This window comes from Streptomyces sp. NPDC090022, assembly GCF_044748145.1.
Classification (GTDB): domain Bacteria; phylum Actinomycetota; class Actinomycetes; order Streptomycetales; family Streptomycetaceae; genus Streptomyces.
Map to the genome: position 1 here is coordinate 282,622 of NZ_JBIVFN010000002.1, position 20,916 is coordinate 303,537.

At 72.2% G+C, this 20,916-nt stretch carries 17 protein-coding genes and 1 pseudogene; 8 read left to right on the top strand and 10 right to left on the bottom strand.

The features are described 5' to 3' along the window. Positions 1-44: 44 nt before the first annotated feature. The 5 genes from ACIPXB_RS05790 to ACIPXB_RS05810 all read right to left on the bottom strand — a co-directional run bounded on the left by ACIPXB_RS05790 (position 45) and on the right by ACIPXB_RS05810 (position 4,913). Positions 45-1,337, bottom strand: a complete 1,293-nt coding sequence (locus ACIPXB_RS05790; RefSeq protein ID WP_401444994.1) for a M18 family aminopeptidase — start codon at positions 1,335-1,337, stop codon at positions 45-47. A 113-nt stretch (positions 1,338-1,450) separates the two neighbouring features. Further along, positions 1,451-2,209, bottom strand: coding sequence for a hypothetical protein (locus ACIPXB_RS05795; protein ID WP_401444996.1), 759 nt, complete (start codon positions 2,207-2,209; stop codon positions 1,451-1,453). 200 nt (positions 2,210-2,409) lie between these two features. After that, the gene (locus ACIPXB_RS05800) at positions 2,410-4,236 is read right to left on the bottom strand and encodes an acyl-CoA dehydrogenase (RefSeq protein WP_401444998.1); all 1,827 of its coding nucleotides are present in this window, start codon (positions 4,234-4,236) and stop codon (positions 2,410-2,412) included. 117 nt (positions 4,237-4,353) lie between these two features. Further along, the gene (locus ACIPXB_RS05805) at positions 4,354-4,710 is read right to left on the bottom strand and encodes an ATP-binding protein (RefSeq protein WP_401445001.1); all 357 of its coding nucleotides are present in this window, start codon (positions 4,708-4,710) and stop codon (positions 4,354-4,356) included. Further along, positions 4,707-4,913: a hypothetical protein gene (locus ACIPXB_RS05810; protein WP_401445004.1), complete on the bottom strand. Its 207-nt coding sequence runs from the start codon at positions 4,911-4,913 to the stop codon at positions 4,707-4,709. The genes ACIPXB_RS05805 and ACIPXB_RS05810 overlap by 4 nt, the downstream gene beginning before the upstream one ends. 113 nt (positions 4,914-5,026) lie before the next feature. On the opposite strand from ACIPXB_RS05810, the gene ACIPXB_RS05815 reads away from it, so the two are divergent. Genes ACIPXB_RS05815 through ACIPXB_RS05830 form a run of 4 tightly spaced genes read left to right on the top strand, consistent with a single transcriptional unit; the run spans position 5,027 to position 7,556 of the window. Then, positions 5,027-5,926 carry a helix-turn-helix transcriptional regulator gene (locus ACIPXB_RS05815; protein ID WP_401445006.1) on the top strand — a complete coding sequence of 300 codons (900 nt, stop codon included), beginning with the start codon at positions 5,027-5,029 and terminating at the stop codon, positions 5,924-5,926. After that, positions 5,868-6,062, top strand: coding sequence for a DUF397 domain-containing protein (locus tag ACIPXB_RS05820; RefSeq protein ID WP_401445825.1), 195 nt, complete (start codon positions 5,868-5,870; stop codon positions 6,060-6,062). Before ACIPXB_RS05815 ends, ACIPXB_RS05820 begins: the two co-directional genes overlap by 59 nt. A 48-nt stretch (positions 6,063-6,110) precedes the next feature. Beyond that, positions 6,111-6,569 (top strand): SseB family protein, encoded by a 459-nt coding sequence (locus ACIPXB_RS05825; protein WP_401445008.1) that lies wholly within the window; start codon positions 6,111-6,113, stop codon positions 6,567-6,569. 27 nt (positions 6,570-6,596) lie between these two features. Beyond that, positions 6,597-7,556: a helix-turn-helix domain-containing protein gene (locus ACIPXB_RS05830; protein ID WP_401445010.1), complete on the top strand. Its 960-nt coding sequence runs from the start codon at positions 6,597-6,599 to the stop codon at positions 7,554-7,556. Positions 7,557-7,682: 126 nt separating this feature from the next. Here the strand turns inward: ACIPXB_RS05830 and ACIPXB_RS05835 are convergent, their stop codons facing one another. Then, complete coding sequence (locus ACIPXB_RS05835; RefSeq protein ID WP_401445011.1) at positions 7,683-8,186, bottom strand: hypothetical protein; 504 nt, start codon at positions 8,184-8,186, stop codon at positions 7,683-7,685. A 190-nt stretch (positions 8,187-8,376) separates the two neighbouring features. On the opposite strand from ACIPXB_RS05835, the gene ACIPXB_RS05840 reads away from it, so the two are divergent. Beyond that, entirely contained in the window at positions 8,377-9,348 is a 972-nt protein-coding gene (locus ACIPXB_RS05840) for a pirin family protein (RefSeq protein ID WP_401445013.1), read from the top strand. Between the two features lie 113 nt (positions 9,349-9,461). Further along, a pseudogene (locus ACIPXB_RS05845) lies at positions 9,462-9,785 on the top strand (hypothetical protein); the annotation flags it as partial. Positions 9,786-9,916: 131 nt separating this feature from the next. On the opposite strand, the gene ACIPXB_RS05850 reads toward ACIPXB_RS05845, so the two are convergent. Continuing rightward, on the bottom strand, positions 9,917-10,978 hold the full coding sequence (locus tag ACIPXB_RS05850) for an AI-2E family transporter (protein ID WP_401445827.1): 1,062 nt from the start codon (positions 10,976-10,978) through the stop codon (positions 9,917-9,919). Positions 10,979-11,036: 58 nt separating this feature from the next. Continuing rightward, the gene (locus tag ACIPXB_RS05855; RefSeq protein WP_401445015.1) at positions 11,037-13,253 is read right to left on the bottom strand and encodes a SpoIIE family protein phosphatase; all 2,217 of its coding nucleotides are present in this window, start codon (positions 13,251-13,253) and stop codon (positions 11,037-11,039) included. 146 nt (positions 13,254-13,399) lie between these two features. Here ACIPXB_RS05855 and aspS point away from each other — a divergent pair, with 146 nt between their 5' ends. Continuing rightward, positions 13,400-15,229, top strand: a complete 1,830-nt coding sequence (aspS, locus tag ACIPXB_RS05860; protein WP_401445017.1) for an aspartate--tRNA ligase — start codon at positions 13,400-13,402, stop codon at positions 15,227-15,229. Positions 15,230-15,305: 76 nt separating this feature from the next. Here the strand turns inward: aspS and ACIPXB_RS05865 are convergent, their stop codons facing one another. Then, the gene (locus ACIPXB_RS05865; RefSeq protein WP_401445019.1) at positions 15,306-17,183 is read right to left on the bottom strand and encodes a VWA domain-containing protein; all 1,878 of its coding nucleotides are present in this window, start codon (positions 17,181-17,183) and stop codon (positions 15,306-15,308) included. Between the two features lie 284 nt (positions 17,184-17,467). Here ACIPXB_RS05865 and ACIPXB_RS05870 point away from each other — a divergent pair, with 284 nt between their 5' ends. Then, entirely contained in the window at positions 17,468-19,558 is a 2,091-nt protein-coding gene (locus ACIPXB_RS05870; RefSeq protein ID WP_401445021.1) for a PhoX family protein, read from the top strand. Between the two features lie 91 nt (positions 19,559-19,649). Here ACIPXB_RS05870 and ACIPXB_RS05875 read toward each other — a convergent pair whose 3' ends face one another. Further along, positions 19,650-20,900: a sensor histidine kinase gene (locus ACIPXB_RS05875; protein ID WP_401445023.1), complete on the bottom strand. Its 1,251-nt coding sequence runs from the start codon at positions 20,898-20,900 to the stop codon at positions 19,650-19,652. Positions 20,901-20,916: the final 16 nt, after the last annotated feature.

Genomic DNA, 20,916 nt, shown 5'->3' on the forward strand with positions numbered 1-20,916 from the left:
AGCGGGGCCCTTCGTTGCGCGTGCGCGTGCGCGGGGGCGGCGGCTCAGGCCTCCAGGAAGGCCACCAGGGCGTTCGCCAGCAGGTACGGGTCGTCCGCCCCGCACAGCTCGCGCGCGCTGTGCATCGACAGGATCGCCACGCCGATGTCGACGGTCTGGATGCCGTGCCGCGCCGCCGTGATGGGGCCGATCGTCGTGCCGCACGGCATCGAGTTGTTGGAGACGAACGTCTGCCACGGCACCCCGGCGCGCTCGCACGCCGCCGCGAACACCGCGCGCCCGCTGCCGTCCGTCGCGTAGCGCTGGTTGACGTTGACCTTCAGGATCGGGCCGCCGTTGGCGCGCGGGTGGTGCGAAGGGTCGTGCCGCTCCGCGTAGTTGGGGTGCACGGCGTGACCGGTGTCGGAGGACAGGCACACGGTGCCCGCGAACGCGCGGGCGCGGTCCTCGTACGTACCGCCGCGGGCGAAGACGGATCGTTCCAGCACGTTGCCCAGGAGCGGGCCGTCGGCGCCGGTGTCCGACTGCGAGCCGTTCTCCTCGTGGTCGAAGGCGGCCAGGACAGGGATGTGGTCCAGCGGGCCGGCGGCCGAGACGGCGGCGAGCGCCGCGATCCCGGCGTGCACCGAGATGAGGTTGTCCATGCGCGGGCCGGCCACCAGCTCGCGGTCGCGGCCGAGGTAGGACGGCGGCTCGATGGAGTGCACCATCAGGTCCCAGCCGGCCACCGACCCGGCGGGCAGGCCCTCTTCCTCTTCCAGGAACGCGATCAGGTCGCCCTCCTGGACCTCGCCCAGGCCCCAGATGGGCTGCATGTGGCGCTGCTTGTCGAGCTTGAGCCCGTCGGTGTTGACCTGCCGGTCGAGGTGGACGGCGAGCTGGGGCACGCGCAGCAGCGCGCGGTCCACGTTGACCAGCCGCTCGCTGCCGTCGGTCAGCGTCAGCCGGCCCGCCAGGCCGAGGTCGCGGTCCAGCCAGGTGTTGAGCAGGGTCCCGCCGTAGATCTCGACGGCGATCTGCCGCCAGCCCTGCGAGCCGGTGTCGGGCAGCGGCTTGACGCGCAGGTTGGGGGAGTCGGTGTGGGCGCCGACGATCCGGAAGGGGGTGTGCGCGGCGGCGCCCTCCGGCACGTACCAGGCGATGGTCGCGCCGCCGCGGAGCACGAATTTGCCCCCCGCGCTCGCGTCCCAGGCGTCCGTTTCCGAGACCTGCCTGAATCCGGCCTTCTCCAGCCGCTCCGCCGCGTTCGCGACGGCGTGGTACGGCGATGGGCTGGCCGCCAGGAAGGTCATCAGATCGTCGGTGTGGCCGCGGTCGAAGCGGGCGGGAGAGCTCATGTGGTTCACCTTAACGACGGTCGTGTTCGCCATGGCCGGACTGTGGCGGATAGCCGACGACAGCCGAGGGCCCAGAGCGCGCGGTAACGGTGGCACCACGGTCTCGGCCGGGCTCAGCCCGGCGGTCGCTCGAAACGGCGCTGCAGCTGCCGCCGCTCGCCCCGGCGGATGCGCGGGAGCATCTCGGGGGTCTGCGGAGAGCGCTGCGCGCGCCTCTTGCGTCCGGCGCAGAAGATACAGGCCTCTCCCGGCGGAGCATCAGGATCGATCGGCGCGCCGGGATGTTCGGCGCATCCCGATGCGTTGCGCGGCCGGGACAGTTCGCGGGCCACGATGAAGGCCTGGTGCACATCGTCGGCGATCCGGACGAAGTCCTCGTCGGGGGAGGTGAGGGACAAGTGGAACCGCTGCTCGTCGACCGTGCGCAGGTAGGCGCGCAGCATTCCGAGCGTGTACGGCCCGGGCGGGACCGGATAGCCGAGCCGCCGCTGCTGCCCGGCCGGTACCGCCGCGCCCTGCCCGGCAGGCCCGCCCTGCCCGCCGCCCTGCGTCCGGCGGCCCAGGCGTCTGCGGTCGTTGCAGATCAGGCAGCGGCCCCAGCCCTCGGGCGCCTCGGGGTCGAGGGCGCCGTTGGGGTGTTCGGGGCAGCCCGTGTAGCTCTTGGCGGGGGCCAGCCCGGCGGCCGTCTGGAAGGCCGCGTACAGCGCGTCGGTGATCGGTTCGTACTCGGTGGGGTGGGCGCCCTCGTACAGCTCCCCGACCTGGTCACCGAGCGTGCCCAGGTTGGCCTGCAGCTCCCTGAGGGCGTACGGCCGCCCGGTGGGGACGCTGTACCCCCTGCCGGTGCCGTGCGGCTGTTCCTGTCGACTCATGCCTACGAGCGTGCCACGAACCACTGACATCCGGGGAACCGGCGGCCGGCCTGTGGACAACCCCGCGGCTGTGGACAACGGCCCCCGGGTACGGCGGGGCCGGGTACGGCGGGGCCGGGTACGGCGGGGGCCGGGCCTCCCCGTGCGGAGGAGGCCCGGCCCCGGTCGTCCGTGGCGCGCTGCCCGGCGGTCGCTGCTGCCTAGAAGGCGGCCTCGTCGAGCTCCATGAGGGAGTTGTCGACGTCCTCGGCGAGCTGACGCTGGACCGAGACGCCCGGCAGGATCTGCGAGGCGAAGAACTTCGCGGCCGCGATCTTGCCCTGGTAGAAGGGCACGTCCTTGGCGGAAGCGGAACCCAGCTTGGCGGCGGCCACGGCCGCGCCCTTGAGCAGCAGGTAACCGACGACCACGTCACCGGACGCCATCAGCAGGCGGGTGGTGTTCTGGCCGACCTTGTAGATGTTCTTGACGTCCTCGCCGGTGGCGGTGAGGTCGACGATCATCTTGCCGACGATGCCCTCGAGGTCCACGGCGGCCTTGGCCAGCGCGTCGCGGGCCGCGGCCAGCTCCTCGCCGCCCTCGCCCTCGGCCAGGAACTTCTTGATCGTCTCGGAGAGGACGTTCAGCGAGGCGCCCTGGTCGCGGACGATCTTCCGGAAGAAGAAGTCCTGGCCCTGGATGGCCGTGGTGCCCTCGTAGAGGGTGTCGATCTTGGCGTCCCGGATGTACTGCTCGATCGGGTACTCCTGGAGGTACCCGGAGCCGCCGAAGGTCTGCAGCGACTGCGCGAGCTGCTCGTACGAGCGCTCCGAGCCGTAGCCCTTGACGATCGGCAGGAGCAGGTCGTTCAGGCCGATCGCGGCGGAGGCGTCCTCGCCCGCGGCCTGCTTGATCTGGATCTCGTCCTGGACCGAGGCCGTGTAGAGCACGAGCGCGCGCATGCCCTCGGCGTACGCCTTCTGCGTCATCAGCGAGCGGCGGACGTCGGGGTGGTGCGTGATGGTGACCTTGGGCGCGGTCTTGTCCATGAAGTTCGCCAGGTCCGGGCCCTGCACGCGCTCCTTGGCGTACTCCAGCGCGTTGAGGTAGCCGGTCGAGAGCGTCGCGATGGCCTTCGTGCCGACCATCATGCGGGCGAACTCGATGATCATGAACATCTGGCGGATGCCGTCGTGCTTGTCGCCGATCAGCCAGCCCTTGGCGGGGTGCTGGTCGCCGAAGGTCATCTCGCACGTGTTGGAGGCCTTCAGGCCCATCTTGTGCTCGACGTTCGTGGCGTAGACGCCGTTGCGCTCGCCCAGCTCGCCGGTCTCCCAGTCGAAGTGGAACTTCGGCACGAGGAAGAGGGACAGGCCCTTGGTGCCCGGGCCGTGGCCCTCGGGGCGGGCGAGGACGTAGTGGAGGATGTTCTCCTCCATGTCGTGCTCACCGGAGGTGATGAAGCGCTTGACGCCCTCGATGTGCCAGGAGCCGTCCTCCTGCTGGATGGCCTTGGTGCGGCCGGCGCCCACGTCGGAGCCCGCGTCGGGCTCGGTGAGGACCATGGTGGAGCCCCAGCGCTTCTCGACCGCGATCTGGGCGATCTTCTTCTGGGCCTCGTTGCCCTCCTCGTGGAGGATGCCGGCGAAGGCCGGGCCGGAGGAGTACATCCAGATGGCCGGGTTCGAGCCGAGCAGCAGCTCCGCGTAGCTCCAGACCAGGGAGCGCGGGGAGGTGGTGCCGCCGATCTCCTCGGGCAGGCCGAGGCGCCAGTACTCGGAGTCCATGAAGGCTTCGTAGCTCTTCTTGAACGAGGCCGGGACCGGCGCGGTGTTGGTGGCGGGGTCGAAGACCGGCGGGTTGCGGTCGGCGTCCTCGAAGGAGGCGGCCAGCTCGTTCTCGGCCAGGCGCGCGATCTCGGACAGGACGTCCTTGGCGGTCTCGCTGTCCATCTCCGCGAACGGGCCGGTGCCGTACAGCTTGTCGCGGCCGAGCACCTCGAAGAGGTTGAACTCGATGTCGCGAAGATTCGACTTGTAGTGCCCCATGGCGACGGCTCCGTTAAGGATCGGGGAGACAGTTTCCTCGTACATACCAATCGGTAACGTCATGATGCTACCCACCGGTAATAAGGGCAACCCTTCCCAGGTGAACTGTGACCAGCGTCAAAACTCGCACCACACGGTCTTGCTGCCGGGCCCGTGCGTGACGCCCCACCGCACGGCCAGCGCGTCGACCAGCGCCAGCCCGCGGCCCGACTCGTCGCCTTCGTCCGCGCACCTCGGTACGGGCCGCACGCCCGGCGCGGGGTCGGTGAGCTCGACCCGCGTACGGGTTGCCCTTCCGGTGACGCGCAGGGTGACGGGGGTGCCGGGGCCCACGTGGGCGATCACGTTGGCCAGCAGCTCGGTGACGCACAGCTCGGCGTCGGGATGCCCGTCGGGGCCGAGGTGCTCCCGCACGGCGTGCCGCACCATCGGCGCCGCCTGCGGCACGGCGAGCAGCCGGACGGTGAGGGTCACCGGGGGTCCAGCGCGTCGGCGAGCCGCTGGGCGGTGGCCGGGTTGCAGTTGCCGAGGCTGATCAGGGGAGGGGTCGCGTACGTCCCGGCGTAGGAGAGGAGGTGCAGTTCCAGCGAGGGGAGGGTGATCCCGTGCGCGGCGAGCGCGGCGCGGAGTGCGTCGAGGGCCGCGAGGGCCTCACGGTCGTGGGGGTGGTCGCTCATGCCAAACCCTTTCGTGGCGGACTGTGACGAAGCCCTCACAGGCTGGTGCCTCGCGACGTACGGTGGGAAGCGTTTCCGGTCCACAGTGCGGAGTGTGGAAGGCGGGCCCTGCGATGGCCGCACGCAAGGAGATCGACGGCTCGGCGAGCGTCCCGGCCTTCTACGGCAAAGAGCTGCGCTGGAAGCGGGAGGCGGTGGGCCTCACGCTTCGCCAGGCGGTGGAGGGCAGCTTTTACGGGGTCAGCTACCTGAGCGAGATCGAACGGGGCCAGCGCCGCATGCCGTTGGACCTGGCGAAGCACATGGATCAAGTGCTGCGGACGGACGGGTTCTTCACGCGGCGCTGCGAGGACGTGCGCAAGGCCAAGAGGGGTCTTGTCGCGCCTTACTTCGAGGACGCTCTCGAAATGGAGACGCACGCGCGTGACATCGAGGAGTGGAACCCGATGCTCCTCCCTGGGCCCCTACAACTGGAGCCGTACATTCGCGGGATCATCCTTGCCGTTGATCCGCTGGAGCCGGAGGTGACGGTCAAGGCGAAAGTCACGGCCCGCCGGGACCGGGCGTGGGTCTTCGAGGATGCCGCCGGACCAGCTTCGTGGGCCGTCCTGCATGAGTCGATCCTGCGCGAGCCGATCGTTGAGGACGACGCGATGGCGGAGCAACTCGCCCACGTGGCCGCCGTGGCCCGGCGCCGCCGGTTCATTCCACAGATCCTTCCGTGTAACGCGGGGGCGCATCCGTTCATGATGGGCTCCACCTTCTTCATGAGCTTCAGCGATGCCCCGCCCATGGTCTACACGGAGGGCATGTTCAGCGGCCAGCTCATCGACGATCCGGGCGTCGTTACGCGGTACCAGCAGGCGTACAACCGCCTCCGGGCGGCAGCCCTGTCACCTGCGGTGTCCCTGAGGATGATCGAGCAAGCGGCGGAGGACTACGGAAATGGCAACCATGCACGTCGACGTGAGCGCAGCCGCCTGGCGGACGAGCAGCTACAGCACGGCACCTGAGGGACTCTGCGTCGAGGTCGCTGACGGGGTCACCGGGGTCGTCCCCGTCCGTGACTCGAAGCGGCGGGACGGCGGAGTCGTGATCGTGTCGGCGACCGCATGGGAACCGTTCGTCGCGCAGCTGAAGGCTCACTGACCGGAACTCGGCGGTCCCGCCGCCCCCGGCCTCGATAGGCTTCAGCCTATGTACGGCTACGAGCAGAATCCGGGTGCCCAGCAGGGCTACGCGCAGCAGCCCCCGCAGGGCTACGCGCAGCAGGCGCCGCCGCTGTACCCGGAGCCGTCGCCGCCCTCCCTCGCGGACGCGGTGCGGGCCTTCACGACCGGGCAGCTGTCCGCCGAGGACTTCCAGCAGATCTTCGCCTCCTCGAAGGTCTACTGCCCGCGCGGCGAGACCCCCGGGTTCCTGGCCCTGCACAACACGCAGCAGCCGGTGATCCCGATGTTCAGCACGCTCAAGGAGCTGCGCCGGTACGCCGGCAAGGAGTCGAAGTACTTCGTGATCACCGGCGCCGAGGTGATCGACCTGCTGCCCACCGGCTACGGCTTCGTCCTCGACATGGAGGGCGACCACCGGATGGTCTTCGACGCGAAGGCGGTCGAGCAGATGGTCGACTTCGCGATGCGCCGCATGTACGGCTAGCCAAGGTCGACCCAGGGGGCGGGTTCGGTGCTGAGGATCCACTTCACGGCGGAGGACCTGCTGGGCGTCACCTTCGCGTCCGAGCCCTATCCGCTGATCGAGCTGGCCCTGGCGCTCGCCTCCTGGCAGCGCACCGACGAACAGGCCGTTTTCGGCCGCTGGCGGGCCCGGCTGACCCGGGAGCTGCCGGGCCGTACCCGGCCCCTGCTGGGCCTGCTGGGGGCGGACGGCGACAACCCGTGCTTCGTGGAGCCCTTCGTGCGGGACATCGACGAGGGCCTGGCGGAGGTCCGGGAGGCCGGGACCCGGCTCACCGGCGACCAGCTGCACCGTACGCTCGCCCGCGCCCCCGGCTGGGCCGGCTGGCTGCGGTCCCTGTGGGCGCAGGACCCCGCCGCCTGGCGGGAGCTGGACGCGGCGCTGCGGGCCGGGTACGAGAGCGTCATCGCCCCGTACGGGGCCCGGATCCGGCAGTCCTTCCACGCCGACATCGCGTGGCGGACCCGGCTGATGGCGGCGCACGGGATCAAGGCGGCGCTGGCGGGCACCCACCCGGCGGCCCGCTGGTCCGGCACCACCCTGGAGGTCGGGCTGCCGCCGGACTGCGAGGTGCACCTGGCCGGGCGCGGCCTGCTGCTGATGCCCTCCGCCTTCTGGACGGGCCGGCCGCTGCTGGCGGAGCCCCCCGAGGGGCCGCCGGTGCTGGTCTACCCCTCGCTGACCCCGTTCCCCCTGACCGCGGCGGAGCCCCCGGCGGGCGCCCTGGACGCGCTGCTGGGGCGGACCCGGGCGGCCGTGCTGCAACGGCTGGTGGAGGGCCGTACGACCAGCGAACTGGCCCGTGACCTGGACATCAGCCTGCCGTCGGTCTCCGAGCACACGCGCACGCTGCGCGCGGCGGGCCTGATCACCACCCGCCGGGACGGCAAGGCGGTGCTGCACGCGGCCACCGGGCTGGGCGTGGACCTGCTGTACCGGGCGCGCTGAGGGGCCGTACGGGCCCCGGGCTCGTTTCGGGCACGGCCGAAACGTTCGCGGCATCCGCCCCGTGTCGCCGAACATGAGGACGGCGGGGAGCGGGAGTTACGGGGGGCTCCCCGCCGTACCGCCTCTTCAGAGGTGGCGGGCCAGCCGGCGGCGCCAGACGACCGCGACCACGCCGAGGGCCCCGATACCGATGAAGCCGTACGTCCAGACCGTCGCGAGGTCGGGCCGGTAGGCGAGGCAGATCCTGATGCCCGCGAAGACGACGGTGCTGACGACGTAGTCCAGGCCCGAGAAATAGTCGGAGTCCCCATCCGCGTCCGCGCGCGCCTTCGCGGCGGCCACCGCCCAGCGCAGCAGCAGGCAGCCGGCCAGGCAGAACGCGGCCCCGGTGGCGAGGTAGGCCCAGGGCGAGCCCGGCAGCGGCTCCATCGGCAGGCCGGTGGCCGCCCAGCGGTAGGCGGCGTAGCCCAAGGCGACGAGCACGGCCGTGGAGGCGAGCGAGCGCAGCAGGGCGGACACCGGCGCGGGCAGCCGCCGCCGGGCGACCCCCTCCGCGTTGTCCGGCTCTTCCACCTCCTCCACCTCCTCCGTGGATCCGGTGGTGCCGTCCGGTGCCGGGCTGCTGGTCACGCCGTTTTCCCCCGAAGTCGTCGGACGCGGTGCCGTGTGGTGTGCGGCGGTGCGCTCGTTCTCCTCGGGTAGACGCCATGGCGCGGCCGCGGGTTGTCCGGGACCGGGAATGCCGGCGGGACGGCCATGGTTGCTGCGGGTGGCAGAAAGTTCGAGTTTCAACTAAACTCGACGCAGAAGGAGGCCCACCATGCCTGCAGTGACTGTTGAGAACCCGCTGAGCCTGCCGCGTGTGACCGCCCCGGCCGACGCCGTGGCCCGCCCGGTACTGGCCGTGACGAACGCGCCGAGCGGCTTCGAGGGCGAGGGTTTCCCCGTGCGCCGGGCGTTCGCGGGGATCAACTACCAGTACCTGGACCCGTTCATCATGATGGACCAGATGGGTGAGGTGGAGTACGCGCCGGGCGAGCCCAAGGGCACGCCGTGGCACCCGCACCGCGGCTTCGAGACCGTCACGTACATCATCGACGGGATCTTCGACCACCAGGACTCCAACGGCGGTGGCGGCACCATCACCAACGGCGACACCCAGTGGATGACCGCGGGCTCGGGCCTCCTGCACATCGAGGCCCCGCCGGAGCACCTGGTCATGTCCGGCGGTCTCTTCCACGGCCTCCAGCTGTGGGTGAACCTGCCGGCCAAGGACAAGATGATGGCGCCGCGCTACCAGGACATCCGCGGCGGCAACGTCCAGCTGCTGACGTCCCCCGACGGCGGCGCGCTGCTCCGGGTGATCGCCGGTGAGCTGGACGGCCACGCCGGTCCCGGCATCACGCACACGCCGATCACGATGATCCACGCGACGCTGGCCCCGGGCGCGGAGATCACCCTGCCGTGGCGGGAGGACTTCAACGGCCTGGCGTACGTACTCGCCGGCAAGGGCTCGGTGGGTGCCGAGCGCCGCCCGGTCCACCTGGGCCAGACCGCCGTCTTCGGCAGCGGCTCCTCGCTCACCGTCCGCGCGGACGAGAAGCAGGACGGCCACACCCCGGAGCTGGAGGTCGTCCTCCTCGGCGGCCGGCCGATCCGCGAGCCGATGGCCCACTACGGCCCGTTCGTCATGAACAGCCAGGCCGAACTCCAGCAGGCCTTCGAGGACTTCCAGAAGGGCCGCCTGGGCACGATCCCGGCCGTACACGGCATGACCGAGGGCGGCCTGTAGGCCTCACCGGAGCCACATGCGGACGGGTCCGGTCTGGGTAGGGACGGGGCCCGTCCAGGCTCCACTGGAGGAGGGCCTCCTGCTACGGTCGTCCGCTCGCCGAGGAGGTCAACATGGCTGTTTCCCTGCCTGTCGCTGCCCGAGTGGACCTGCGCCGTCAGCCGGTCGAAGACGTGCTGGAGCGTGTGGAAGGGGCGCTGCACGTGCGATGGGATCGGCAGGCGCTGGTACGCAAGCGCCGTTCCCTGGGTGGCCGGACAGAGCGGGATACGTGGGTGCGTATCGAGCGGCGGGGATTCGAACGGATCGGCCCCCAGGGCTGGAACGGGACCGAGGCCGCCGCCGTGCTGCAAGGGGTCGCGATGCCCGAGTGGTACCAGGGCGTGGCGTGGCGCGAGCCGGGCGAACCGGTGATGTGGCGTGCGGATGAGCTGGAGTCACGGCGCCCATGCCTGGGGGAAGGCCGGGACCCCTGTCACCTCCGTCGCCATCGTCGACCGGGGGGCGGACGGGGTGGGGCAGGTTCCGGGTCGGTAGCGGGCGCCTTCCGGACACCTCGCCGGCGGGGCTACGCGGGACCCACGGGTCCGGGGGCGGGGTCGGCCGCGTAGCGGGAGCGGAGTTCCGAGATCACGCCGAACGCCGCCGCCGTCAGGGGCACCGCCAGGAGCATGCCCAGGATTCCGGCGACGCTCGCGCCCGCCGTGATCGCCAGCATCACCACGGCCGGGTGCATCTGGACCGTACGGCTCTGGATCATCGGCTGGAGCACGTGGCCCTCCAGCACCTGGACGGCCAGGACGACGCCCAGCGCCCACAGGCCGATCACCCAGCCCCGGTCGGCGAACGCGACCAGGACGGCGACCGCGCCGGAGATCACGGCGCCGAGGTAGGGGATGTACGCGCCGACGAACACCAGCGCGCCCAGGCCCACCGCGCCCGGCACCTGGAGGACCAGCAGACCGGCGGTGATGGCGATGGCGTCGATGAGCGCGATGAAGGTGGTGCCGCGCATGAAGCCCTCGACGGCCTCGTAGGCGCGCCGGCCCATCGCCTCCAGCATGTCCCCGGTCTCGCGCGGCGCGAGCGAGCGCAGGGTGTCGGCCGCCCGGTGGGAGTCGCGCAGGAAGAAGAAGATCAGCAGCAGTGCGAGGACGGCGGTCGCGATCATCTCGCCGACCACGCTGAGGCCGGTGATCACGCCGGAGGCGGCCGTACTGCCGAACCGTGACAGCAGCCCCTTGGCGTTCTTGGCCAGGTCCTCCAGCGAGGTGCCCGCCGCCCCGAAGTGCGTGGCGAGGTCCTGTCCGACCCGGCGCAGGCTGAGGAGGATCTGGTCGCCGGTGTCGATGAGCGCCGCCACCACGATGTACGTCGCACCGCCCATGACCGCGACGATCACCAGGGACGTCAGCGCGGCGGACAGCGAGCGGTGCAGCCCCATGCGGACCAGCCGCTGGTGCAGGGGCCCGAGCAGCGCCGTGCCCAGCAGGGCCAGCAGGACCGGTGTCACGGCGGTCTTGAAGACGATGATCAGCCAGACCAGTACCGCGGCCACGCCGGTGACCAGCAGGAACACGATGCACCAGGCGGCGAGCCGGCGGACGGGCGCGGGGAGGAGGGAGCTCAGCACGCCGTCATCCAACCACGGTGGGGGCGGGGCACGCGGGGCTGTGGCGGCGGTCCGCTCAGGCGGGGCCCGCGTCGGCTTCGGCCTTGGACTGCTCGTGCAGTTCGAACCAGATCGACTTGCCCTCGCCCCGCGGGTCCACGCCCCACGTGTCCGCGAGCATCTCCAGCAGCAGCACCCCGCGCCCGCTGGAGGCCATCTCGCCCGGGTGGCGTTTGTGCGGCAGCTCGTCGCTGCCGTCCGCGACCTCCACGCGCAGCCGGCGCGCCCCGAGCTCGCCCACGGCCTCCGCGACCAGGGCCGCGTCGCCGTCGGTGTGCATCAGCACGTTGGTGACCATCTCGGAGACCATCAGCACCGCCGAGTCCACCTGCTCGGCGTCGGCCCAGTCGTGCAGCAGCTCGCGGATCTGGCGGCGGGCGCCCGCGATGCGCTCCGGCTCGGCCTGCGCCACCGTCAGGACGGTCCGGCGGGCCGGACGGGCGCGGTGGGCCACCGGCGCGCCGCAGCCGCAGCCCGGACCCTCGCGGCACAGCAGGACCACGGCTATGTCGTCCTCGCGGCGGTCGGCGAGCGGACCGGTGGTGTGGTGCGAGGACGGCCCGTGGACGGCCTGCACCAGCAGGTCCGCCAGCCGTTCCAGGTGGCCCGGGGCCGGCACCCCGCCGTCGCCGTCGCCGTCGCCGTCGTGCAGGTCGGACTCGAGGATCGCCCGCAGCCGCGCCCAGCCGGTGTCCAGGTCGTGCCCGCCGGTCTCGATGAGCCCGTCGGTGCACAGCATCATCGTCTCGCCGGGCTCCAGGGTGAACCGGGTGGTCGGGTAGTCGGTGTCCGGGATGATGCCCAGCGGCAGCCCGCCCGCCGTGGGCCGCATCAGCACGGTGCCGTCGGTCATCCGGACCACCGGGTCGGGATGGCCGGCCCGGGCCACCTCCAGCACGCCGGTCTCCGGGTCGCACTCGACGTACAGGCAGGTCGCGAAGCGGGGGCTGTGGAAGTCGGCGTCGTCGTACGGCTCGGCGGGGACGCCCGTGGCGTCCGTACCGCGGTCGTTCGCGTGCAGGCCGGCCAGGAAGCGGGAGGCGCGCGAGAGCACCGCGTCCGGGCGGTGGCCCTCGGAGGCGTACGCCCGTACGGCGATCCGCAGCTGTCCCATCAGCCCGGCGGCCCGTACGTCGTGCCCCTGCACGTCCCCGATGACCAGGGCGAACCGTCCCGAGGGCAGCGGGATCATGTCGTACCAGTCGCCGCCGACCTGGAGGCCGCCGCCGGTGGGCACGTAGCGCGCCGCGATCTGCATGCCGGGGATCTCGGGGCCGAGCGTGGGCATCATCGAGCGCTGCAGGCCCGTGGTGAGCTCCCGCTCGGACTCGGCCACCCCGGCCCGCTGGAGGGCCTGGGCCAGCATCCGGGCCACCGTCGTCAGCACCGACCGCTCGTCGGGCGAGAAGGACACGGGGTGCTTGAACGCGGCCATCCAGGCGCCCATGGTGCGGCCGGCGACGATCAGCGGCACGAAGGCCCAGGAGGCCCGGTCGAAGCGCTGGGCGAGAGCCCAGGTGGCGGGGAAGCGGCGCTTGTAGTCCTCGGGGGTGGGCAGGTAGACCGCCCGGCCGGTGCGGACCACCTCGGCGGCCGGGTAGGCGGTGTCCAGCCGCATCTCCGTGAAGGGGGCCTCGTCGCCGGGGCTGTGCCCGTGGTGCCCGATGACCGACAGCCGCTCGCCCTCGACCCCGAAGACCGCCAGGCCGTCCGGGCTGAACCCGGGCATCGACAGGGACGCCGCCACCCGCAGCACCTCGGCGGTGGACCGGGCCTCGGCCAGCGCGCGGCCGGCGTCCAGCAGGAACGCCTCGCGCGAGCGCCGCCAGTCGCCGGTGATGGGGGTGTGGGCGGCGGTGGTGCCGGGCTGGGGCTCGGCGATCTCCTGGAGGGTGCCGATGAGCTCGTAGTCGACGCGGCCGTCGGTGGCGCGGTTCTCCACCGGCTTGGAGCGGGTGCGTACGGTGCGCAGGACGCGCCCGTCCTCGTCCATGATCCGCAGCCGGGCCTCGGCGAGGGTGCCCTCGACGACGGCGAGGTTCACGATGCCGTTGATCTCGTTCCAGTCCACCGGGTGGAAACGGGACCGCACGGCCACCTCGGGCAGGACGACCGGTTCCGCGGGCAGGCCGAGCAGCCGGGCGGCCTCGCCGTCGAGGGTGACCGTCCCGGAGGCGTTGTCCCATCGCCACAGGCCCGTCGCGATCGCGGCCAGGACGTCCTCGGTGCGCACGAGGCCATCTTTACAGGTCGCGGTGCGGCGCCGCCCCTCCTGCGGGCCGGGGCGGGGGCCGGGGCGGGGGCCGTGCCCGGGCCGGAGCGGACGGTAACCTTGGGGAGGCTGAATTCCACCTGCTATCGCGAAGAACTGGATGAATGATGCATCGGTACAGGTCCCACTCCTGCGGCGAGCTCCGCGCCTCTGACGTCGGCACCGACGTCCGGCTGAGCGGCTGGCTGCACAATCGTCGAGACCTGGGCGGCATCCTCTTCATCGATCTGCGCGACCACTACGGCATCACGCAGCTCGTCGCCCGTCCCGGCACCGCGGCCGCCGAGGCCCTGGACAAGCTCTCCAAGGAGACGGTGATCCGGGTCGACGGCAAGGTCGTCTCGCGCGGCGCCGAGAACATCAACCCCGAGCTGCCCACCGGCGAGATCGAGATCGAGGCCGCCGAGGTCGAGGTGCTCGGCGCGGCCGCCCCGCTGCCCTTCACGATCAACACCGACGACGGTGTGAACGAGGAGCGCCGCCTGGAGTACCGCTTCCTCGACCTGCGCCGCGAGCGCATGCACCGCAACATCATGCTGCGCTCGGCGGTCATCGCCTCCATCCGCTCGAAGATGGTGGCCCTCGGCTTCAACGAGATGGCGACCCCGATCCTCACCGCGACCTCCCCCGAGGGCGCGCGCGACTTCGTGGTGCCCTCCCGCCTGAACCCGGGCAAGTTCTACGCGCTGCCGCAGGCGCCGCAGCAGTTCAAGCAGCTGCTGATGATCTCCGGCTTCGACCGGTACTTCCAGATCGCGCCCTGCTTCCGCGACGAGGACGCCCGCGCCGACCGCTCGCCGGGCGAGTTCTACCAGCTCGACGTCGAGATGTCGTTCGTCGAGCAGGAGGACGTCTTCCAGCCGATCGAGAAGCTGATGACCGAGCTCTTCACCGAGTTCGGCGGCGGCCGCGAGGTCACCTCGCCGTTCCCGCGGATCCCGTTCCGCGAGTCGATGCTCAAGTACGGCAACGACAAGCCCGACCTGCGCGCCAAGCTGGAGCTCGTCGACATCACCGACGTCTTCGAGGGCTCGGAGTTCAAGGCGTTCGCCGGCAAGCACGTGCGTGCGCTGGCCGTGCCGGACACCGCCGCGCAGCCGCGCAAGTTCTTCGACGGTCTCGGCGACTTCGCCGTCTCGCTCGGCGCGAAGGGCCTGGCCTGGGTGCGCGTGGGCGAGGACGGCACGCTGACCGGCCCGATCGCGAAGTTCCTCACCGAGGAGAACGTCAAGGTCCTCACCGAGCGCCTGGGCCTGGTCGCGGGCCACGCGGTGTTCTTCGGCGCGGGCGAGTTCGACGAGGTCTCCAAGATCATGGGCCCGGTCCGGGTCGAGGCCGCCAAGCGTGCCGGCCACTTCGAGGAGAACGTCTTCCGGTTCTGCTGGATCGTCGACTTCCCGATGTACGAGAAGGACGAGGAGACCGGCCGGATCGACTTCTCCCACAACCCGTTCTCCATGCCGCAGGGCGGCATGAAGGACCTGGAGGAGAAGGACCCGCTGGACATCCTGGCGTGGCAGTACGACATCGTCTGCAACGGCATCGAGCTGTCCTCCGGCGCCATCCGCAACCACGAGCCCGAGGTCATGCTGAAGGCCTTCGAGATCGCCGGTTACGAGGCGGAGACCGTCGAGCGCGAGTTCGCCGGCATGCTGCGCGCGTTCCGCCTCGGCGCCCCGCCGCACGGTGGTATCGCCCCGGGTGTCGACCGCATCGTGATGCTGCTGGCCGACGAGCCGAACATCCGCGAGACGATCGCGTTCCCGCTGAACGGCAACGCGCAGGACCTGATGATGGGCGCGCCGACGGTGCTGGAGGAGGCCCGTCTGCGCGAGCTGAACATCGCGCTGCGCAAGCCGGTGGAGACGAAGGCCGAGGCCAAGCCGGCCGACGCCAAGCCGATCGCGGAGGCCGTCCACCCGGACGCGGCGCGGTGACCGACGCCGGCCGTACGTGACGAAGGGCCCGGGATCCACTGGATCCCGGGCCCTTCGTGTGGTGGCTCTCCGTACGTCAGCGGCTCTGGAGGAGCCCCTTGAGCAGGGCGGCCGGGGTCAGCTCGGCGGGGGCCGGGCCGGCGTGGAAGAAGCCGGCGTTGTCGGCGTCCAGCTTGCGCAGGAAGTCGAAGGCCTTGTTGTCGTGGTCGCCGAACGCGACGAACTGCCAGTGGACGTCCGGCGCGGTGGTGGCGGCGTCGGCGATCGCCTGGCGGGCGGGCTGACGGTTGTCGGGCGCGCCGTCCGTCTGGAAGACGACCAGGGCGGGTCCGGTGCCGCCGCCCTTGCGGTAGTGCTCCAGTACGGCCTCGACGGCCACGTGGTAGCTCGTACGGCCCATGCGGCCGAGCTCGGCGTGGCGGGCCTCGACCCAGGCGCCGTCGTGGGCGTCGAGGGTCAGGTCGGCCGTGCCGTCCACCTCCGTGGAGAAGAACACGGTGTGCACGGTGGCGGCGTCGTCCAGGTGGGCGGCGAGGGCGAGGGTGTGGTCGGCGAGGTACTGGGCGCTGCCGTCCTTGTAGAACGGCCGCATCGACCCGGACCGGTCCAGGACGAGGTACACGCGGGCCCGCGCGCCGGCCTGCCCCTTGGCCCGCAGCACCTGGCCGGCGGCCTTGTACGCGGCGAGGACCCCACCGGCCCGCCGCCTGACGTCCGCCAGCCCGACACCGGGCCCGACCTCGGCCTCTGCGGCGACCGCGTCGACGCCGGCCTCGGCCTGCGGCTGCTCCTCGGCGTCCGGGGCCACCGGCTCCGCCGTGGCCGCCACGGCCTCGGGCCCGGCCGTGTCCTGCGCCGGCACCTCCGGTGCGGGGGCGGGCTCGGTGACCTCGGCCGCGGTGTCCTGCGCCTGCGGCGCGGGGGCGGGCTCGGTGACCTCGGCCGCGGTGTCCTGCGCCTGCGGCGCGGGGGCGACCTCGTCCGCCGTGGCGGCGGGCTCCGGGGCCTGCGCCGGTGCGTCGGCGGGCGTCTCGGCCGGGGCGTCCTGCGCCTGCGGCGCGGCGGGCTCCTGCGGAGCGGCCGCCGGGGCCTCGGCCGCCGGTGCGGCGGCCGTCTCCGCGCCGTCGGCCTGCGGCTCGGCGGCGGGGGCCGGCTCCTCGGTCTCCTGGGCGACCGGCTCCCCGGCGGGGGCCTGGACCTCGGTGTCCTGCGCCTGCGCCTCGGCGGCGGCCTCGACCGGGGCGTCCTGCGCCGGCATCTCCGGAGCGGTGGCGGTCTCGGCGGCCTCGGCCTGGGGCTCCTCGGTGTCCTGCGCCACCGGCTCCGCCGGGACGACCGGGACCTCGGTCTGCTGAGGTGCGGCCGGCTCGGCCGTGTCCTGCGCCGGGACCTCCGGTGCGGGGGCGGGCTCGGCGGCCTCGGCCGCCACCGCGGTGGCGGGCTCCGGCGCCTGCGCCGGTGCGTCGGCGGGCGTCTCGGCCGGGGTGTCCTGCGCCTGCGGCGCGGCGGCGACCGCCTCGACGTCGGCCTTCGGCTCCTCGGCGGGGGCCTGGACCTCGGTGGCCTCGGCCGCGGGGGCGGCGGGGGCCTGGGCCTCGGTGGGCTCGGCCGTGGGGGCCTCGGCCTCGGTGTCCTGCGCCGCCGGTGCGGCAGCGGGGGTGGCTTCCGAGCGGGCCTCCGGGACCGTGGGGTCCGGGGTGGGGGTGGGGGTGGGGGACGGGGCGCCCGTCAGGACCGGCGCGCGGTGGTCCCGCGGGGCGGACTGGGGCGGCACCGTCGGATTGTCGAACGACGCCGCCACCAATTCGGCCGCGACGTCGAGCGGGGTGCGGTCCCCCTGGGTCGGCAGCGACGCCGATGTCGCGGTCTCGGCCGAGGCGGACGTGGTCGTGGGCTCCGGAACCGGCTCCGAGGAGCGGCCGAACACCTTGCGCAACAAGCTCCGAATACCCATGAGCGAGGCCTTTCGCAATGAGATGCGTGAGTCATTTGTCCGTGCTGCGCGGAAGATCCCTGCCCAGAGTGGACACGTAAGGTTATCGGCCACGCGCGATGAAGTTTGGCAGGGGCGGCCTTCGTGGCGTCCACCACCGCCGCTCGGGTGAACTCCCGCCTGGTCGTGCCGGGTTCACCGATCGTTCATCCACTCGCCGCCGCACGGGCGCCCCACCCCCCTACCGTCGCGGCTGGATTCGTACCGACACGCTGTCGGCGCGCGTACAGACCCGGAGGACACCCGTGCGCAAGCTTCTGCCGCTCATCGGCAACCCGCATGGGGGCGGCCGTTCCGCCCTCACCTGCCGCTACCGCTGTGGCGACGCCTGCTTCCACGAGGTGCCGAACACCAGCGACAACGAGTACGCCGGTGACGTCATAGCCCGCGCCTACTCCCGCCGCTCGATGATGCGCGCCGCCGCCGTCGTGACGGTCGCTTCCGCCGCCGGTACCGCTGTGGCCCTCGGTGGCCAGGCCCCCACCGCCAACGCCACCCCGGCCGCCGACGCGAGGTTCGCGGGCGCGGGCGCCCGCGGCGACGGTGCCCGTGGCCTGCGCTTCAAGCCGGTCGCGCCGAACACCGACGACAAGGTCACCATCCCCGAGGGCCACGAGCAGAACGTGCTCATCCGCTGGGGCGACCCGATCGTCAAGGGTGCGCCGGGCTTCCACCCCGACAAGCAGACCGCCGCCGCCCAGGCCGGTCAGTTCGGCTACAACAACGACTTCCTCAGCCTGCTCCCGCTCGGTGGCGACTACGAGCGCCAGCAGCTGCTCGTGGCCAACCACGAGTACACGGACGAAGTGCTGATGTTCAAGGGCTACGACCCGGCCAACCCGACCCGCGAGCAGGTCGAGATCGCCTGGGCCGCGCACGGCCTGTCCGTGGTCGTCGTCCAGGAGGACCACCGCAGCGGCAAGCTGACGGCCGTCAACCGCCACCAGCTCAACCGGCGCCTGCACACCAAGAGCGAGTTCCGTATGACCGGCCCGGCCGCCGGCGGCGAGCTCCTGAAGACCTCCGTGGACCCGACCGGCACCAAGGTGTTCGGCACGCTGAACAACTGCGCCGGTGGCACCACCCCGTGGGGCACCACCCTCCACGGCGAGGAGAACTTCAACCAGTACTTCGCCAACGCCGGCAAGGTCACCGACCCGGTCGCCGCCGCCCGTCTGAAGCGCTACGGCGTGACCTCGGGCGAGACCGAGCGCAAGTGGGAGCGTTTCGACAAGCGCTTCGACGTGGCGCAGGAGCCCAACGAGTCGCACCGCTTCGGCTGGGTCGTCGAGCTCGACCCGTACGACCCGAACTCCGTCCCGCGCAAGCGCACCGCGCTCGGCCGCTTCAAGCACGAGGCCGCCCAGCCGCGCCTGACCGAGGACGGCCGTCCGGTCGTCTACATGGGCGACGACGAGCGCTTCGACTACTTCTACAAGTTCGTTTCCTCGAAGCGGATGATGAAGGGCAACTCGCGCGCGGCCAAGGAGCACAACCTCACGCTGCTCGACGAGGGCACCCTCTACGTCGCCAAGCTCACCGGTGACAGCCCGGCCGCCGAGATCGACGGCACCGGCAAGTACCCCACCGACGGCGAGTTCGACGGCTCGGGCGTCTGGATCAAGCTGGCCACCGGCAACGTCTCGCACGTCGAGGGCATGACCGCCGAGGAGGTGTACGTCTTCACGCGCCAGGCCGCCGACAAGGTGGGCGCCACCAAGATGGACCGTCCCGAGGACGTCGAGCCCTCCCCGCGCACCGGCCGGGTCTACGTCGCGCTGACGAACAACACCGACCGCGGCAAGCCCGGCAAGGCGGAGGGTGCCACCGAGGCCAACCCGCGCAACCTGAACAAGCACGGCCAGATCCTCGAGCTCGCCGAGAACTTCGACGACCCGGCCGGCGACGGCTTCGCCTGGCGGCTCTTCCTGGTCGCCGGTGACCCGAACGACCCGGCCACCTACTTCGCGGGCTTCCCGAAGGACAAGGTCAGCCCGATCTCCTGCCCGGACAACGTGGCCTTCGACCCGCACGGCAACCTGTGGATCTCCACCGACGGCAACCAGCTCGGCTCCCACGACGGGCTGTTCGGCGTCGCGACGGCCGGTGAGCGCCGTGGTGAGCTCAAGCAGTTCCTGACGGTGCCGCGCGGCGCCGAGACCTGCGGCCCGATCATCCAGGACAAGCGCGTCCTGGTCGCCGTCCAGCACCCGGGCGAGATCGACGGCGCCTCCGTCGAGAAGCCCGCCTCGGTGTGGCCCGACGGCCCCGGCAAGATCGTCCGCCCCTCGGTCGTGTCCGTGTGGCGCAAGGACGGCCGCAACATCGGCGTCTGATCCGGTACTTGCCGGTATGTAACGTCATGTCCCGGTACGGAGTGCAGTGATCCGAGGGTCGTGTTTCACGTGAAACACGACCCTCGGTGCGTCAACTGCCCGCCGGCGGCAGCTCGCCGGGCAGGTGGAGCGTGGTCACCGCGCCGCCGCCCGGCGCGTTGGCGAAACGCAGACCGATCTTGAGTACGGCCGCCTGGCCCGCCACGATCGTCAGGCCCAGACCGTGGCCCCGGCCGCGCCCGGGGTCCCCGGTGCGGAAGCGCTGCGGGCCGCGCTCGATCAGGCCGGGCGGGTAGCCGGGACCGTGGTCGCGCACCACCACGACCGGGCCGTCCACACTCACCTCGACCGGCGGACCGCCGTGCTTGTCGGCGTTGACCAGCAGGTTGGCCAGGATCCGGTCCAGCCGGCGCCGGTCGGTGAGGACCACGGCGTCCCGGGCCACGGTCACGGACACCGGCAGCCCGGTCGCGGCGACGATGCGCCGTACCGCCCGCCCGAGTTCCACCTCGGTCAGGTCGGCCCGCTCCGCGCCCGCGTCCAGGCGGGAGATCTCCAGCAGGTCCTCGGTGAGCCGGTGCAGGGCCTTCAGCCGGTCGTTGATCATTTCCTTGGGGCGGCCCTCGGGCAGCAGGGACGCCGCCGCGAGCGAGCCCGCCAGCGGGGTGCGCAGGTCGTGCGCGACGTCCGCCGTGAACCGCTTCTCGGCCTCCAGCCGTTCCTGGAGCGAGGCGGCCATCGAGTCCAGGGCGACGGCCACGTCCCGTACCTCGTCGTGTAAACGGAACCGCTCCTCGGGGCCCGCCGCCGGGTATCCCACCCGCGCGTCCAGGTCCCCCGCGCTGATCCGGCGGGCCACGGCGGCCGTGGTCGTCAGCCGCCGGCTGATCCGGCCGGCCAGGAACAGGCCGGCCAGCGCCACCACGCCGGCCGCGAGGGCGGCGGAGGCGAGGATCGCGGTGTCCACCTCGCGCAGCCGGTCACGGGTGGCCCCGTACGGCAGCCAGACGGCCAGCGCCTTGCCGTCGGCGGGCCCGGCGGCCCACATGACGGGCTTGCCGGTCCGCTCGCCGACCATGCTGCCGGTCTCGCCGCGCGCGACGAGGCGGCGCAGCGCTTCGGGCAGGCCGGGCGGGTCGACGGCGCTGTTCACGTCCCCGTGGGTGGTGCCGTAGGTGTAGTGGGCGACGGCGTGCTCCAGGTCGCGCGACGCGTCCTTGCGGACCTGTCCCACGATCTCCTCGGCGACCTCGTTGTGCACCAGGACCCCGAGCACGGCGGCGACCGCGCAGCACACGGCGGTGGTGGTCAGCGCGATCTTCCAGCGCAGACTGCTCGTCACCCGCACGGCCGCCCGC

Coding starts and splice junctions, on each gene's coding strand:
- ACIPXB_RS05825 (WP_401445008.1), top strand. CDS start 6,111: ATGTACGGCTACGAGCAGAATCCGGGTGCCCAGCAGGGCTACGCGCAG.
- ACIPXB_RS05815 (WP_401445006.1), top strand. CDS start 5,027: ATGGCCGCACGCAAGGAGATCGACGGCTCGGCGAGCGTCCCGGCCTTC.
- ACIPXB_RS05795 (WP_401444996.1), bottom strand. CDS start 2,209: ATGAGTCGACAGGAACAGCCGCACGGCACCGGCAGGGGGTACAGCGTC.
- aspS (WP_401445017.1), top strand. CDS start 13,400: ATGCATCGGTACAGGTCCCACTCCTGCGGCGAGCTCCGCGCCTCTGAC.
- ACIPXB_RS05865 (WP_401445019.1), bottom strand. CDS start 17,183: ATGGGTATTCGGAGCTTGTTGCGCAAGGTGTTCGGCCGCTCCTCGGAG.
- ACIPXB_RS05820 (WP_401445825.1), top strand. CDS start 5,868: ATGCACGTCGACGTGAGCGCAGCCGCCTGGCGGACGAGCAGCTACAGC.
- ACIPXB_RS05810 (WP_401445004.1), bottom strand. CDS start 4,913: ATGAGCGACCACCCCCACGACCGTGAGGCCCTCGCGGCCCTCGACGCA.
- ACIPXB_RS05790 (WP_401444994.1), bottom strand. CDS start 1,337: ATGAGCTCTCCCGCCCGCTTCGACCGCGGCCACACCGACGATCTGATG.
- ACIPXB_RS05800 (WP_401444998.1), bottom strand. CDS start 4,236: ATGGGGCACTACAAGTCGAATCTTCGCGACATCGAGTTCAACCTCTTC.
- ACIPXB_RS05840 (WP_401445013.1), top strand. CDS start 8,377: ATGCCTGCAGTGACTGTTGAGAACCCGCTGAGCCTGCCGCGTGTGACC.